This window comes from Pararhodospirillum oryzae, from assembly GCF_007992075.1.
Classification (GTDB): Bacteria; Pseudomonadota; Alphaproteobacteria; order Rhodospirillales; family Rhodospirillaceae; genus Pararhodospirillum; species Pararhodospirillum oryzae.
The window spans coordinates 1-12836 of record NZ_BJZO01000099.1; the positions used below are offsets into that span (position 1 = coordinate 1).

The following is a 12836-nucleotide window of genomic DNA, read 5'->3' on the forward strand; positions in this document are numbered from 1 at the left end:
TTGAGGAACCCTCTTCCAAGGGCGCCCAGGGCTTCACCCGGTTGCCCTGCCTCAACCCTCTAATTCACTTGACTAAAAAAAGCATCGGTGCTACCGATGCGGGGCATGGTTCAGTTTCGACCCGAGACTAGAATTACTCTGGACGGAAGGCAACCGGTACGGACAAACACTGTCCGAGCCGGTGTTTGTCTTGCCAACGAGAGAGCAAAGCCACGAAAGCGAGGACCGAGCGATGAGCGCGATCATGCAGCCTGACGACGACGATACCGGCGTCCGGCGGTCTTCCAGGGGGCGCACTCCCTCGGGACGACCCAATCCGGTGGATGTGCACGTGGGCGGCCGGGTGCGGCTGCGGCGCACGCTGTTGGGGATGAGCCAGGAAAAGCTGGGGGAAGCGCTGGGACTCACCTTCCAGCAGGTTCAGAAATATGAACGCGGCGCGAACCGCATCGGCGCGAGCCGCCTGTGGGATCTGAGCCGCGTCCTGGATGTGCCGATGTCCTACTTCTTCGAGGACATGGACGACGACACGGTCCAGCACAGCCCGATGAACATTGCCCAGGTCCCCAGCGAACCCCAGGTTCACGAAGCCGACCCGATGACCCGGCGCGAAACCCTGGAACTGGTGCGGGCCTACTACCGCATCACCGATCCGTCGGTGCGCAAGCGGGTGTTCGAATTGACCAAAACGCTGGGTGGCGCATCGCTGGCGCCCACGGCGGCCGAACTGGATGACGACGGCGTCTTGGACGAGGACACGAACGAGCCTCTCGGCGAGGCGGCCGCCGAATAGGCGCCCCGGGCCGGATGGAGCGGGGCTGCCGGCACTCCGTGATCCCGGTCTTGCGTCCCGGCAGACACTCATGCGACAAGGGCGCCTTGCGCCGTGCCGCGGGGTTCGGGGACACACCGGGCCCACGCGGCCGCTTGTGCCCGCTTTACCGGCGTTGGAGGAAAAAAGCGTGTCCCAGTCCGACTACCTGTTTACCAGCGAATCCGTTTCCGAAGGGCATCCCGACAAGGTCTGTGATCGCATTTCCGATGCCATCGTGGACGCTTTCCTGGCCGCCGATCCCCTGGCCCGCGTGGCCCTGGAAACCCTGGCGACCACCAATTTCGTGGTGCTGGCCGGTGAAGTGCGCGGTCCCGATTCGCTGACCCACGACCGCCTCAAGGAAATCGCCCGGGACGCCATCAAGGATATCGGGTACGAGCAGCACGGCTTCCACTGGAAGGACGCCGAGATCGTTTCGCGCGTGCATTCCCAGTCGGCCGACATCGCCCAGGGCGTGGACGCGGCCGAGAACAAGGACGAGGGCGCGGGCGACCAGGGCATCATGTTCGGGTATGCCTGCACGGAAACCGAGCACCTGATGCCGGCGCCGATTGCCTACTCGCACGCTATTTTGAAGTCGATGGCCGACGCCCGCCACGCCGGCGCCACCTTCTTCGGTCCCGACTCCAAGAGCCAGGTGACCTTGCGCTACGTGGACGGCAAGCCGGTGGGCGCCACCAGCGTCGTGGTTTCCACCCAGCACGACCCCGGCCTGAGCCAGGAAGAGGTCCGCGAGGCCGTGCGTCCGCACGTGCTCAAGGTCCTGCCCGAGGGCTGGATGTGCCCCGAAAGCGATTTCTACGTGAACCCGACCGGCCGTTTCGTGATCGGCGGTCCCGATGGCGATTGCGGCCTGACCGGGCGCAAGATCATCGTGGACACCTACGGCGGCGCGGCCCCGCATGGCGGCGGCGCGTTCTCGGGCAAGGATCCCACCAAGGTGGACCGTTCGGCCGCCTACGCCGCGCGCTATCTCGCGAAGAACGTGGTGGCCGCCGGCCTGGCCAGCAAGTGCGTGATCCAGGTGTCCTACGCCATCGGCGTGTCCAAGCCGCTGTCGATCTACGTGGATACCTTCGGCACGGGCTCGGTGGATGAAGCCCGCCTGGGCAAGGTGCTGGGCGAGGTCATGGACCTGTCGCCGCGCGGCATTCGCGAACACCTCCAGCTGTCGCGCCCGATCTACGCCCGCACGGCCGCCTATGGCCACTTCGGCCGCGCTCCGGAAGCCGACGGCGGCTTCTCGTGGGAGCGGACTGGTCTGGTCGACGCGCTCAAGACGGCGTTCGGTGCCTGACAGGCCCGTTGACGACGAGCGTTTTCACGGCCGGCGCAAGGGCAAACCCCTTCGCGCCGGCCGTCAGCGTTTGATGGAAACGCTGCTGCCTCGTCTTGCCATCCCGCTTCCCGAGGGCACGCCCGCGCCCATGATCGATCCGTTCACCCTGTTCGGGCGGCCGGTCAAGGCCGTGTGGCTGGAAATCGGCTTTGGTGGCGGCGAACATCTGTGCGCCCAGGCCGCCGCCCACCCCGACATTGGCTTCATCGGGGCCGAGGTGTTCGAATACGGCGTGGGCAAGGCCCTGTCCCAGATCGACGACAGGGGACTGGACAACGTGCGCCTGTGCCCGGACGACGTGCGCCCCCTGCTGGCCCGCCTGCCCGAGGCCTGCCTGGAACGCCTGTTCGTGCTGTTTCCCGATCCGTGGCCCAAAACCCGCCACGCCAAGCGGCGCATGATCCAACCCGCGCGGCTGGATCTTTTCGGGCATCTGCTCGTGGACGGCGGCGAACTGCGCGTCGCCAGCGACGACATGGGGTATGTGCGCTGGACCTTGCGCCACGCCACCGATCACCGCTTGTTTCGCTGGACCGCCACCGGCCCCGGCGACTGGCGCGAGCCGCCCGCCGACTGGGTGCAAACCCGCTACGAGGCCAAGGCCCTGGCCGTTGGCCGCAAGCCCGCGTACATGGTGTTTCGCCGCCTGCCACGCGTGACCGTGTAGGAACGGGGGGCGCCGGGGCGTTTGATCGGCCTGCGGCCGTCGGGCTTTTGATCGGCCTGCGGCCGTCGGGCTCCCGCCCGAACCCGGCCGGGGCGATGCCCCGGTGCCCCCTTTGTTTCTTCGTGGATTCCGTTTGCTTCCGTGGTGAAGCAGAGGGCGCGACCTGTTTGGAGGCGAAGCCTCCAATATTCTTTTTTGTTCCTGACCCATGCCGATGAATAAAAGGAAGGGGAGGTCTGGAGGCGAAGCCTCCAGGGGGGGGCCGGGGCGCCAGCCCCGCGTCGCCGGAGGGGATGGCCGCCCCGTGCGCAGGGATCACGCCGGAGGGGGCTGGTCCTGCTGGACCCGGGTCAGGCCTTCAACCGCGAAGCCGTTCGCGCGTGCGATGTCCACCAATCCCATCAGCGTGTCTTCCGGGATCTGCGGAGTCCGGGCCAGGAACCAAAGGTAATCGCGGGTCGGGCCGGTGACGATGGCGGTTGAATAGGCCTCGTCCACGTACACCACGTGATAGCCGCCGGTGATCGGCCAGAAGAAGGTCACGGCCAGGCTGGCCGTATCGGGGCCCTCAAGGAAGCGGGCCGCGCCTTCGATCCGGCGCCACTGCCTGGCCTTGGGGTCGTAGCCCCGGTTCACCACGCTGACCCGGCCGTCGTCCATCGCGCCATAGGTGGCGGTGACGTGGGTCAGGTCGCGGTCGAAGCGGTGATCCAGGCGCATGACGGTATACCACGTGCCCAGATAGCGTTTGGCGTCGAAGGGGTGAACCGGCGTGATGCCCGAGGGTGCGCCGACACAGCCGCTGAGCACGGCGCCCAGCGCGAACAGGCGCGAGGCCGCCGGCAGGCGTTCGCGGGCGCGGGAAAAAAAGGAGCATACGGCAGGAACGCTCATCCTGGGGGCCTTTCACGTTGGAAACAGCGAAAACTCGGGCAAGGCCATGCCTCCCCGGGGGCGAGCTTGCGGGCCTTTCCCCGTGTCCGCGCGCGGACCACGAGGGGAACGCCCCGTCAGGATATGGGGAGAATGTCGGAAGAAGGGGAGGGGGCTTCGCGGTCCGGACCGGGAGTCCCTGCCGTGAGGGGCTGGTGGAAAGCCATCTCCGTCGGGGGATAGACCGGCCGGCAAGGGTTGCGCGCCCGACCGCACCCCTGCCTTTCAAGGATGAACTTTAGAAGGGTTTCGCCTTTTGAGCAATTCCTTTCAAGAGATCCTTGCTTGGTGCGCTGGCGCTGGCCCGGCTATGCCCCGCGATCACGCGGGGCCGAGGTGGGCCTGTCCCAGGTAGCTTTCCGCCTGCATTTCCATGAGGCGCGACACGGTGCGCTCAAACTCGAAGGCGCCGTCGCCGCTGGGATACAGCTCGTGCGGAGGGGCGGCGGCCGAGCAGATCAACGCGGTGCGGTGATCGTACAAGGCATCGATCAGCACCACGAACCGGCGGGCCTCGTCGCGGTTGTGGGGGCCCAGGCAGGGGATATCGGAAATCAACACCACGTCGAAGGTTTCGGCGATGGCCAGGTAGTCGTGGCTGCCCAGGGGCGCCGCGCACAGGTCGGCGAAGGTGAAGCGGGCAATGGGGCCAGCGGCCGCGCGCACCCGCACCGGGCGCTCATCGACGCTGAGAATCCGGGGCGCCGGGGTTTCGCCGTTGGCCAGCCGGGTCATGCAGCGGGTCAGCCAGTCGTCCGCCGCCGGGCCGGGCGGGGTGATGTACACCGTCATGCCCTTCATGCGGTCCAGGCGATAGTCGCGGGCGCTGGCCAGCTCCACGACTTCCATGCGCTCCTTGATCAGGGCAATGAACGGCAGGAACTTTTCGCGTTGCAAGCCATGGCGGTAGAGGTCGTCGGGCTCGCGGTTGGACGTGACCACGACCACCACCCCCAGATCGGTGATCGCCTGGAACAGGCGCCCGACGATCATGGCGTCGCCGATATCCTGGATATCCATTTCGTCCAGGCACAAGACGCGGCGGTTTTCGCTCAGCGCGTGGGCCAGACGGGGAATCGGGTCGCCGGAATCGGTGCGGGCGCTGGCCGGGGTCTGGGTGCGCCAGCGGTGAAGCTGGGCGTGGGCCTCGCGCATCATCTCGTGGAAATGCAGCCGCCGGCTGGTGCCTTCCGGCAGCGAGGCATGGAACAGGTCCATCAGCATGGACTTGCCGCGCCCCACGGCCCCGAACAGGTAAAGGCCGGGGATTTTGGGCGCGGGCGCGGGCGCGCGTGTCCCCGCGAGGCGCGCCATCCAGCCGCTTCGGGGCGGCGGCGGGGGAGGCGGCAGGGCAGGGGCCGCGCACACGGCCTTGAACAGCCGCTCCAGCGAGGCCAGGGCGGCCTCCTGGGCGGGGTCGGCGATCAGGCCGCCCTCCGCCAGACGCTGGCGGTAGCGGTCAAGGGGCCCGATGGCCCTGGAAGCGGACGCGTGGGGCAGGTCAGCCGTCCTCGGTGATGCGGCCGATCAATTCGGCCAGAACGGTATCGGCGCGATCGTTGGCCACCTGGCAGGTGCCGGCGGCGTGATGGCCACCGCCCCCGTACTTCAAGCACAGCTCGCCGACGTTGGTGTTGGACGAGCGGTTGAAGATTGACTTGCCGACGGCGAACACGGTGTTGACCTGGGCCCGGCCCCAAAGCACGTGAATCGAAATGTTGGTTTCGGGGAACAGGGCATAGATCATGAACCGGTTGCCGGCCCAGATGGTTTCCTCGTTGCGCAGGTCAAGGACGGCCAGATTGTCGTGCACATGGGTGCAGCGCTTGATCTGTTCCTTGAACTTCGGTTCGTGCTCGAAGTACAGATCCACGCGCTCGCGCACGTCGGGCAGGGCCAGAATGTCGCTGATCGAATGTTCCAGGCAGTAATCAATCAGCTTCATCATCAGCTGATAGTTGGAAATCCGGAACTCGCGGAAACGCCCCAGGCCGGTGCGGGCGTCCATGAGGAAGTTTAGCAGTTCCCACCCCTTGGGATGAAGGACTTCCTCCATGTTGTATTGGGCGCTGTCGCCCTTGTCGACCGCCTCCATCATCTCGTCGGTGATGCGCGGGAAACGGTCGCGGCCGCCGTAATAATCGTACACGACCCGGGCCGCCGAGGGGGCCAGCGGATCGATGATGTGATTGTCTTTCTTGCCAACCCGGATGGTTTCGGAAAGGTGGTGATCGAAGGCCAGATGAACGCCATCCACGTAGGGAAGGTTGGTGGTGATGTCTCGCCCCGAGATCTCGATCACCCCGTCTTGCATGTCCTTGGGGTGAACGAACGTGATCTCGTCGATCAGATCCAGTTCCTTGAGGAGTGCGGCGCAGACCAGGCCATCAAAGTCGCTTCGGGTTACAAGCCGGAATTTCTCATCCGCCATGAGCGCGCCTCCCTGACGCTGATTCTATACACCGCATGAGCTGAACAACCGCCCCCCAAACCATCCCCAGGAGCGCACCGTGTCCGGTTTACCGTGCCCGGGGGCCCGAGGCAAGGGGCGGGTGAACCGATGCCAGGGTGAAACAATGTTCGGAGGAGCGGCAAGGGCATGGGAAGGCCTTGGCGGGCCCTGTCGGGATCATTAGGCTAGCGGGAGATCGCCGCTCCTGCAAGGAACCCCGTCATGGCCCACCCCGTCGTTTGCTCCCTTCGCCGGCGCGTTGGCTGGACCACCGCGCGGGGCGTGCTGCTGGCCGGCGTGTTGTGGGGGATGGGGGCTTGCACCGCCTTTGAACCCACCGAGCCTTCCGTGCCCTCTGCGGGTACCTTCAATCAGGAGGCGGCGCGAACCGACCTGAGCGCCGCCCAGGACGCCGAGGCGAGGGGAGGGCTGGCGGACGCGGCGGCCCACTATCGCGCGGCGGCCCAGGCCTGGCCGGTGGAGCCCGAGGCATGGCGCGGCCTGGCCCGGGTCGCCGCCCTTCAGGGCGACACCCCCACCCAAGACCTGGCCCGCTTTCTGGCCGACCGGGTGGCGGAATACGACGCCTTGCACCCCCGCCAGGCGCGTCTGGCTTTTCTTGGCGCCGTTTCCAATCCGCCGCCCTCGGTGCCGGGGATCAAGCCGTGGGCCGAAACCCTGGTGGCGTTCTTTGAATACAAGGATGCCGTCGCGCTCCACGATGCCTTCGCGGCCCGTCCCACGCGCTCCACCACGCTGCACTACGCCGTGTATCCGGTGGCCCTGGGCAGCCTGGGGGTGGGCGCTTATGCCCTGGGGGCCAGCATCGGGGCGCTGGGCGATTCGTCGGGCGAGTGATCAGGCCACGGCGCCGTGCGGGCAGCCGGCTCCCGACGCGGCGCTATAACGCTTTGTTTCTCAGGTCGATTTGTCCGGATCCGAAAGCGGCTCCCCCTTTTCGGGCTTCATTCTGGCGGGGTACGCCACAGATAGGTGGTGAAGTCGGAGCGGTCGCGGGTGGGGCGCACGATGACGGTCCAGCCCGGGCGCGTGCAGTACTCCCGGGTCTGGTCGGGATCGGCGTGGAACAAGGTCCACAGTTCCGGGTAGGGCGCGCGCGTGGATTGGGCGTTGAAGGCGACGCCCTTGAGGGCCAGATCCTTCATGCGATCGACGAGGGCACACATGTAGGCCCATGGCTCGTGGCGGCGGTGGGCGAAAATGCCGCTGGCCACCACCCAGTCAAAGCGTCGTTCCCCCCAGGGCAGGGGGGTGTCCAGCAAGCTGCCCTTATGAAACCGATCGTTGGGATAGGTGGCCTGGCAGTAATCGATCATGGCCGGCGTCATGTCGAGGCCCGTGTAGGCCAGAATAAGGCCCCTCTCTCGGGTGAAGGCCAGGAAATCCCCCAGGCCGCAGCCGACATCGAGCACCGAGTCGCCGTTTTCCAATCCCAAATCCAGGAAACGGGAAAACCGTTCATTTTGTCCTTCGGCCGACGTCCAGTCCAAGGCGCGATGGGTGGGACCAAATTTCTCGAAAAACCGGGTGTACAGGGCAATCACCCGCTGGTCGTCCTTGTCCATGCGTCCTCCGGATCGATAACGCCACGACCGCGACCCTTTCAAGGCTTCCAGGGGGAACCCCTTGGATCGCCCGAAAAAGACAAAATGCATGTTAAATTAGATAAATTAGAACCGGCGGTCAAACAGCCTTATGCCCCAGGGCGATCGGGGGGACCGATCGCCCTGGTGTTTTTTCGATGCCCTCAAGCGCCGGGCACGCACTCCGTGCGCTTGGCTCTCGCGGCACAAGCCGCGCGCCTGCCCGCTCCGGTCCGCGGCGGGCCGGCTCCGGCCAGGGCAGGGAGCGGCGCCCCCCATCCGTCGGGGGCTGTCGTGGCGCGCCAGAGGGCGCCGGGTCCTTGGGGGGAGGGGGTTATCCGCAGACCAGGGAAAGGTCCGCGTCGTTTTCCGTGGGGGGTTCGGAAGCGCCGTCCAGGATCGTGATCGTTTTGATCACGCCCAGCCCGGCCACCGTGTCCACCAGGGCCTTGAGGGCGCGGCGCAAGGCGTCGCGATCCAGCGCCGCCTGGCTGGCCTGCTCCAGGGGATGCTGGTGAAAGTAGTTGATCAGGGCCTCGTTCACCCACGGCGCCTTGTAGCAGGCATCGGCGAAGCGGCCGGTTTCGGGGTACAGGCGCACGGTCATGCCGAAGTACTGGCGCCGGCCGCCGGGTTCCGAGGCGGGAATCCACATGGTTTCCAGCTGGATCAACTCGCCGCCGGTCAGTTCGGCTTCATTGCGCGGGCGCTTGGTCATGCGCTCCTTGCGATCGCCACTGCCCGCCCCGCCGCCTTGGGACGAGGCGCCGGACGCCCACGCCTCGGGCAGGGCAAGGCTCGCGGCCAGCAGGACCCCCAGGGTGATCCGCACAAGGGAGGGCAGGCCAGGGCGCGCACGGTTCATGACGGGAGTCTCCCAGCGCAGGAAAGGCAAGGGGGAGCCTTGCTCCCACCGTGCCCCCAGGGGTCAAGGGCCGTCCCCCGATCGGGGAGAACCGGGCGGCGGGGCACGCGATGGGCCTGCCGCCCGGGACGGGCTTACTTGCCGGCCGCCGCCTGATCAAAGGCTTCCATGGCCATGGACCCGTAAACCGCCGACGGACCACCCCCCATGTACAGCCCGACGGCCACGGTTTCCAGCATTTCCTCGCGCGTGGCACCGGCTTCCACCGCCGAACGGACGTGGAAGGCCAGGCAGCCGTCGCAGCGGTTGGCGATGCTGATGCCCACCGCGATCAGTTCCTTGGTTTTGGTATCCAGGGCGCCCGGCGTGGTCGCCCCCTTGGCCATCTGAGAGAACCCGCCCCAGGTTTCGGGAATCGCCTTGCGGGTATCACGCATCAGGGCGCCCAGGTCGTTCGCCAGCTTGGCCCAATCCTTGTACATGGAATGCCTCGTTTGGAAAGGAACGGAGATCCCCTATATTAGGGATCCCTGATGAGACGTCAACGCCGGGCGCGGAAGAAGGCGCGCAGCAGGGCCTGGCACTCGCGCTCGGCCAAGCCTCCCACCACTTCCGGGCGATGGTGGCAGGTCGGTTGACGGAACACCCGCGCCCCATGCTCGACTCCGCCGCCCTTGGGGTCGTAGGCGCCAAACAGAACCCGGGCGACGCGGGCATGGGCCACGGCCTGGGCGCACATGGCGCAGGGCTCCAGGGTCACCCACAACAAGGCGTCGGGCAGGCGCGGTTCGCCACGCAGCGCGCAGGCGGCGCGCAAGGCGAGGATTTCGGCGTGCGCGGTGGGGTCGCGGGCGCTTTCCACCCGGTTGCCGGCCGCCGCCAGCACCACGCCCCGGGCATCGGTGACCACCGCGCCCACCGGGATCTCGCCCAGGGCGGCGGCGGCGCGCGCCTGGGCCAGGGCCAGCGCCAGGGGATCGGGGCACGCCACGCCCACGAGGGGCGCGACGCGAGAAAGGCCCCCCCCGTCCGGGGCGGGCGTTTTAGCGTTGCAGGCGTTTTTCGAAGACATAGCTGGACACCTCGCCCAACTCCTTGCGCGCCTGTTCGATCCAGGCCCCGCTGGAAACCTTGGGATCGCGCGGAACCATGACGCTGACCGTCGACAGCGGGCCGTACTTGCGCCGGAATTCGTCAAGGGTGCGGGTCTGGGTCAGACGGGTGGAGTCGGCGGCTTCGAAGATGTCGCGGAACACCGAGCGCAAGGTGCGGAAAAACTCGTCCACGCCGAAGGTCATGTCCTTGAGGATCGCCGCTCCCGGCCGGGCGACGAAGGCTTCCGAGGCGTCCATCTGGCTGGTGAGGGCGGCCTGGACGCGCTGCATTTTCTGATTGACCGCGTTCAAGGTCAGAAGTTTGACGTGACCTTGGACGTACTGATTGATCACGGCGGTCCCCAGTTCGCCCGAGGTGGTGCGCCCGCTGCGAAACGCCATGAGGTTGCTCAGTTCATCCTTGCTGATGGTATCAAGCACCGCCTCGATGCGGGTGCGCCGGTCGGCGCCACGAATGTCGTCCAGCGCCCCCGATTCCCGCATCCAGCGAACCAGCAGGTTGGCGGCATCGTTGGCTTCCAGTCCCTTGAAGGACATGAGCTGGCTGCACTTGGCCGCGACGGGAAAAGCCGCCTCGGCGAAGTTGCCGAACATGGATTCCATCTGCTTTTGCTGCTGGGTCTGCTTGGCGAACTCGTAGAGAACGTTGGAAACCTCTTCCTCGGTGTGCTTGAACTGAATCGAGGCGCCCACCTGGGCGTACAGCTGCGCCGCCGTGGTGGGGAACATGTCCATCGTGATGCGGTTCGCGTCCAGGAAGGCCTTGAAGCGTTCCTGCCCGCTGTCGCCGCCGGTGCCCAGCTGGCTTTGCACCAGGGTCTGGCTCATGGCGTCGTTGATGTCGAGGCCATCGAAATACTGGCCGATGGCGTACTCGGTGATTTCCTTGAAGCCCGCCAGCGGGTTGCCGTACTTGAGCTTGGGGATCTTGGCCCGGCGCACCTCGACGGCGGTGCGAAAGGCGGTCGCGGTCGCGGCCATGGCCGGCTTGTCGGTGGTCTTGATGAAGGCCTCGCCGCGTTCGACCACCTGAAGGTACAGTTTCAAGGCGTAGGAAAAAGCCGCGTGCCACAAGGGGTTCTGGGCCGCGTGCAGCAGCACCAGGCGGTCCTTCAACGACAGGTCGTTGCGTTGGGCGAATTCCAGGAACAACTGGTCGAGGATGCGAAAGGCCCAGCGCTCGGGCCGGTCGTCGGGGTGATAGCCGAAACGGTCGGTGTTGTTCAGCTTCAAAAACAAGATCAGCGCGTCGCGCACCGGCTCGATCGAGCGCGGCATGGTCACGGTCGGCTTGCCGCCCAGCGCCATGACCAGCAAGGACTCCATCACGCCAACCTGGCCTAGCTGCACCTTGCCGCTGGCATCCACCAGAACCCCGGATTGCAAGATGGCCGAGGCATCGACCCGGGATACCTCGGCGACCAGGCCCGGGATGTCGACCGAGCCAAACCGGGCCAGCAGTTTCAAGACCTTTTCGTTGATCGCGTCGCGCTTCACCAGAGTGTTCCGTTGCCGTTCCGTTGTAAAAAAGGCGGGGCGCGGCAAAACCGGCCCTGGCGCGCCGCCGGGGCCTCGCGCGCTCCGGAAGCATGAGAAAACAGCAAGATGGAAGGCGGTTTCGTGCCCCCCCTTTCCAGGGGTCCGCACGCCTTCCGGCACGGGGGTGTCCGGGACGCCGATCACCCGAAGACCTCTGCCTATATACCAGCCGAAATACAACGCGACTACCGTTCGTGCTGTGATGGCCGATACAGCCGCCCTCCCCGCCGACCGATAAACCCGTTGTCGAGGGGGCGATCCTCGCGTTACACTTATCCCAAAGGAGGGGGGTCGGGTCGTTCCAGGACGGATACGCGCGAAGAAGGAAACCTCTGCCATGGATGCCACCACCGCAGGCCTTGCCGGAACCGCGAACGGGGGCCTTGTTTCCCTCGCGGCCGGTCAGTCCCTGATGAAGGCAGCCTTTGCCCAGGATGAACGAATGGTGCAAATGCTGGCCCAGGCAACCGACACCACCCGGACCTCCCAGGTCGCGGTGCCGATCAATCCCGATCGCGGCCACGATCTCGACGTCACCGCCTGAGCGCCGGCGCGCCAGGCATCCCGCGCGCAAGGCGGATCGAGCGGAAGGCGGATCGAAGGGGGCATGGCGAACGAACTCTCGGGCCTGGGACGGGGCCGCATCGAAGGGGGCTATCAGGGCCCCGTGATCCTGCCCGGTGCCCGCTCGCGCACCACGGCGGCGGGGCGTCCGGACGCGCTCGCGCCTTTTTCCCCGGCCCTTTCCGAGGATCCTCCTCCCGTTCGTCCCCGGCCGGCCCGCGACGAGGCGGGCAGCGGGCGTTTCGTCGTGGTTGATGGACGGCGTTACGATCTGGAAGCCCCGCGCGGCACCTACTACGATTTTTGGGTCTAGGAGGCGGGCTTGGCCGACGAAATCCGCCCCGTGCCCTCCCATCCGTCCACGTTCGAAGCCCGTGTTCCCGAAGGGGATAACCGCGAGCGCATGGTGTGCGGCTCGTGCGGTTTCATCCACTATGAAAACCCCAAGATCGTGGTCGGCGCGGTGTGCACCTGGGAAGACAAGGTGCTGCTGGTGCGTCGCGGGATCGAACCGCGCCGAGGGTTCTGGACCGTGCCCGCCGGCTACATGGAACTCGACGAAACCACCCGCGAGGGCGCCGCGCGCGAGGTGATGGAAGAGGCCTGCGCCCGGGTCGAGGTTGGCGACCTGCTGGGCGTTTACAACCTGGTTCACATCGGCCAGGTTCACCTGATGTACCGCGCCCGCCTGCTGGACCCCGCCCACGCCCCGGGCAGCGAAAGCCTGGAAAGCGTGCTGATTCCGTGGGCCAGCATCCCCTGGGGCAAGCTCGCCTATCCCACCGTGGAATGGGCGCTCACCGATCACGCCCGGCGCGTGGGGCAACGCGACTTCGCCCCCTCGGACCGGCCGGGGGGAGCCTGAAGCCCCGCCAGGGCCCTCGGGTGAACCGATCGCCCTGGAGTCTTTGCGGTGCCCTCAA

The 12836-nt window shown here is 66.6% G+C and carries 15 protein-coding genes; 7 read left to right on the plus strand and 8 right to left on the minus strand.

What is annotated here, in order from left to right:
• The first annotated feature begins 244 nt into the window (after positions 1–244).
• From ROR02_RS14275 to trmB, 3 genes are all read left to right on the plus strand, one after another.
• Complete coding sequence (locus ROR02_RS14275) at positions 245–793, plus strand: helix-turn-helix domain-containing protein (protein ID WP_170245132.1); 549 nt, start codon at positions 245–247, stop codon at positions 791–793.
• A gap of 169 nt (positions 794–962) precedes the next feature.
• The gene (metK, locus tag ROR02_RS14280; RefSeq protein ID WP_147164719.1) at positions 963–2132 is read left to right on the plus strand and encodes a methionine adenosyltransferase; all 1170 of its coding nucleotides are present in this window, start codon (positions 963–965) and stop codon (positions 2130–2132) included.
• Positions 2125–2841, plus strand: coding sequence for a tRNA (guanosine(46)-N7)-methyltransferase TrmB (gene trmB / locus ROR02_RS14285; RefSeq protein ID WP_147164720.1), 717 nt, complete (start codon positions 2125–2127; stop codon positions 2839–2841). Before metK ends, trmB begins: the two co-directional genes overlap by 8 nt.
• A gap of 315 nt (positions 2842–3156) precedes the next feature.
• Here trmB and ROR02_RS14290 read toward each other — a convergent pair whose 3' ends face one another.
• The 3 genes from ROR02_RS14290 to ROR02_RS14300 form a co-directional block, all read right to left on the minus strand.
• The gene (locus ROR02_RS14290) at positions 3157–3735 is read right to left on the minus strand and encodes a lipocalin family protein (RefSeq protein ID WP_147164721.1); all 579 of its coding nucleotides are present in this window, start codon (positions 3733–3735) and stop codon (positions 3157–3159) included.
• 360 nt (positions 3736–4095) lie between these two features.
• A complete protein-coding gene (gene zapE / locus ROR02_RS14295) occupies positions 4096–5274 on the minus strand; it encodes a cell division protein ZapE (protein ID WP_307725156.1) in 1179 nt (392 codons plus the stop codon).
• A 1-nt stretch (position 5275) separates the two neighbouring features.
• Entirely contained in the window at positions 5276–6205 is a 930-nt protein-coding gene (locus ROR02_RS14300; protein WP_147164723.1) for an exopolyphosphatase, read from the minus strand.
• Between the two features lie 243 nt (positions 6206–6448).
• Here ROR02_RS14300 and ROR02_RS14305 point away from each other — a divergent pair, with 243 nt between their 5' ends.
• The gene (locus ROR02_RS14305) at positions 6449–7084 is read left to right on the plus strand and encodes a hypothetical protein (RefSeq protein WP_147164724.1); all 636 of its coding nucleotides are present in this window, start codon (positions 6449–6451) and stop codon (positions 7082–7084) included.
• A 107-nt stretch (positions 7085–7191) separates the two neighbouring features.
• Here ROR02_RS14305 and ROR02_RS14310 read toward each other — a convergent pair whose 3' ends face one another.
• The 5 genes from ROR02_RS14310 to ROR02_RS14330 all read right to left on the minus strand — a co-directional run bounded on the left by ROR02_RS14310 (position 7192) and on the right by ROR02_RS14330 (position 11307).
• Complete coding sequence (locus ROR02_RS14310) at positions 7192–7812, minus strand: class I SAM-dependent methyltransferase (protein ID WP_147164725.1); 621 nt, start codon at positions 7810–7812, stop codon at positions 7192–7194.
• Between the two features lie 352 nt (positions 7813–8164).
• Positions 8165–8695 (minus strand): hypothetical protein, encoded by a 531-nt coding sequence (locus tag ROR02_RS14315; protein WP_147164726.1) that lies wholly within the window; start codon positions 8693–8695, stop codon positions 8165–8167.
• Positions 8696–8829: 134 nt separating this feature from the next.
• On the minus strand, positions 8830–9177 hold the full coding sequence (locus tag ROR02_RS14320) for a carboxymuconolactone decarboxylase family protein (RefSeq protein WP_147164727.1): 348 nt from the start codon (positions 9175–9177) through the stop codon (positions 8830–8832).
• 59 nt (positions 9178–9236) lie between these two features.
• Complete coding sequence (locus tag ROR02_RS14325; RefSeq protein WP_147164728.1) at positions 9237–9767, minus strand: nucleoside deaminase; 531 nt, start codon at positions 9765–9767, stop codon at positions 9237–9239.
• Positions 9739–11307: a hypothetical protein gene (locus ROR02_RS14330; RefSeq protein ID WP_147164729.1), complete on the minus strand. Its 1569-nt coding sequence runs from the start codon at positions 11305–11307 to the stop codon at positions 9739–9741. The genes ROR02_RS14325 and ROR02_RS14330 overlap by 29 nt, the downstream gene beginning before the upstream one ends.
• 379 nt (positions 11308–11686) lie before the next feature.
• Between ROR02_RS14330 and ROR02_RS14335 the strand changes: the two genes are divergently transcribed.
• From ROR02_RS14335 to ROR02_RS14345, 3 genes are all read left to right on the plus strand, one after another.
• A complete protein-coding gene (locus ROR02_RS14335) occupies positions 11687–11893 on the plus strand; it encodes a hypothetical protein (protein ID WP_147164730.1) in 207 nt (68 codons plus the stop codon).
• A gap of 63 nt (positions 11894–11956) precedes the next feature.
• On the plus strand, positions 11957–12226 hold the full coding sequence (locus ROR02_RS14340; RefSeq protein WP_147164731.1) for a hypothetical protein: 270 nt from the start codon (positions 11957–11959) through the stop codon (positions 12224–12226).
• A 9-nt stretch (positions 12227–12235) separates the two neighbouring features.
• Positions 12236–12778, plus strand: coding sequence for an NUDIX hydrolase (locus ROR02_RS14345; protein ID WP_246135559.1), 543 nt, complete (start codon positions 12236–12238; stop codon positions 12776–12778).
• The last annotated feature ends 58 nt before the right edge of the window (positions 12779–12836 follow it).

Excerpts from the sequence above, each read along its gene's own strand:
- ROR02_RS14290 (WP_147164721.1), bottom strand. The coding sequence starts at position 3,735 with ATGAGCGTTCCTGCCGTATGCTCCTTTTTTTCCCGCGCCCGCGAACGC.
- ROR02_RS14325 (WP_147164728.1), bottom strand. The coding sequence starts at position 9,767 with ATGTCTTCGAAAAACGCCTGCAACGCTAAAACGCCCGCCCCGGACGGG.
- ROR02_RS14320 (WP_147164727.1), bottom strand. The coding sequence starts at position 9,177 with ATGTACAAGGATTGGGCCAAGCTGGCGAACGACCTGGGCGCCCTGATG.
- ROR02_RS14300 (WP_147164723.1), bottom strand. The coding sequence starts at position 6,205 with ATGGCGGATGAGAAATTCCGGCTTGTAACCCGAAGCGACTTTGATGGC.
- ROR02_RS14310 (WP_147164725.1), bottom strand. The coding sequence starts at position 7,812 with ATGGACAAGGACGACCAGCGGGTGATTGCCCTGTACACCCGGTTTTTC.
- ROR02_RS14340 (WP_147164731.1), top strand. The coding sequence starts at position 11,957 with ATGGCGAACGAACTCTCGGGCCTGGGACGGGGCCGCATCGAAGGGGGC.
- ROR02_RS14275 (WP_170245132.1), top strand. The coding sequence starts at position 245 with ATGCAGCCTGACGACGACGATACCGGCGTCCGGCGGTCTTCCAGGGGG.
- ROR02_RS14315 (WP_147164726.1), bottom strand. The coding sequence starts at position 8,695 with ATGAACCGTGCGCGCCCTGGCCTGCCCTCCCTTGTGCGGATCACCCTG.
- ROR02_RS14305 (WP_147164724.1), top strand. The coding sequence starts at position 6,449 with ATGGCCCACCCCGTCGTTTGCTCCCTTCGCCGGCGCGTTGGCTGGACC.
- ROR02_RS14335 (WP_147164730.1), top strand. The coding sequence starts at position 11,687 with ATGGATGCCACCACCGCAGGCCTTGCCGGAACCGCGAACGGGGGCCTT.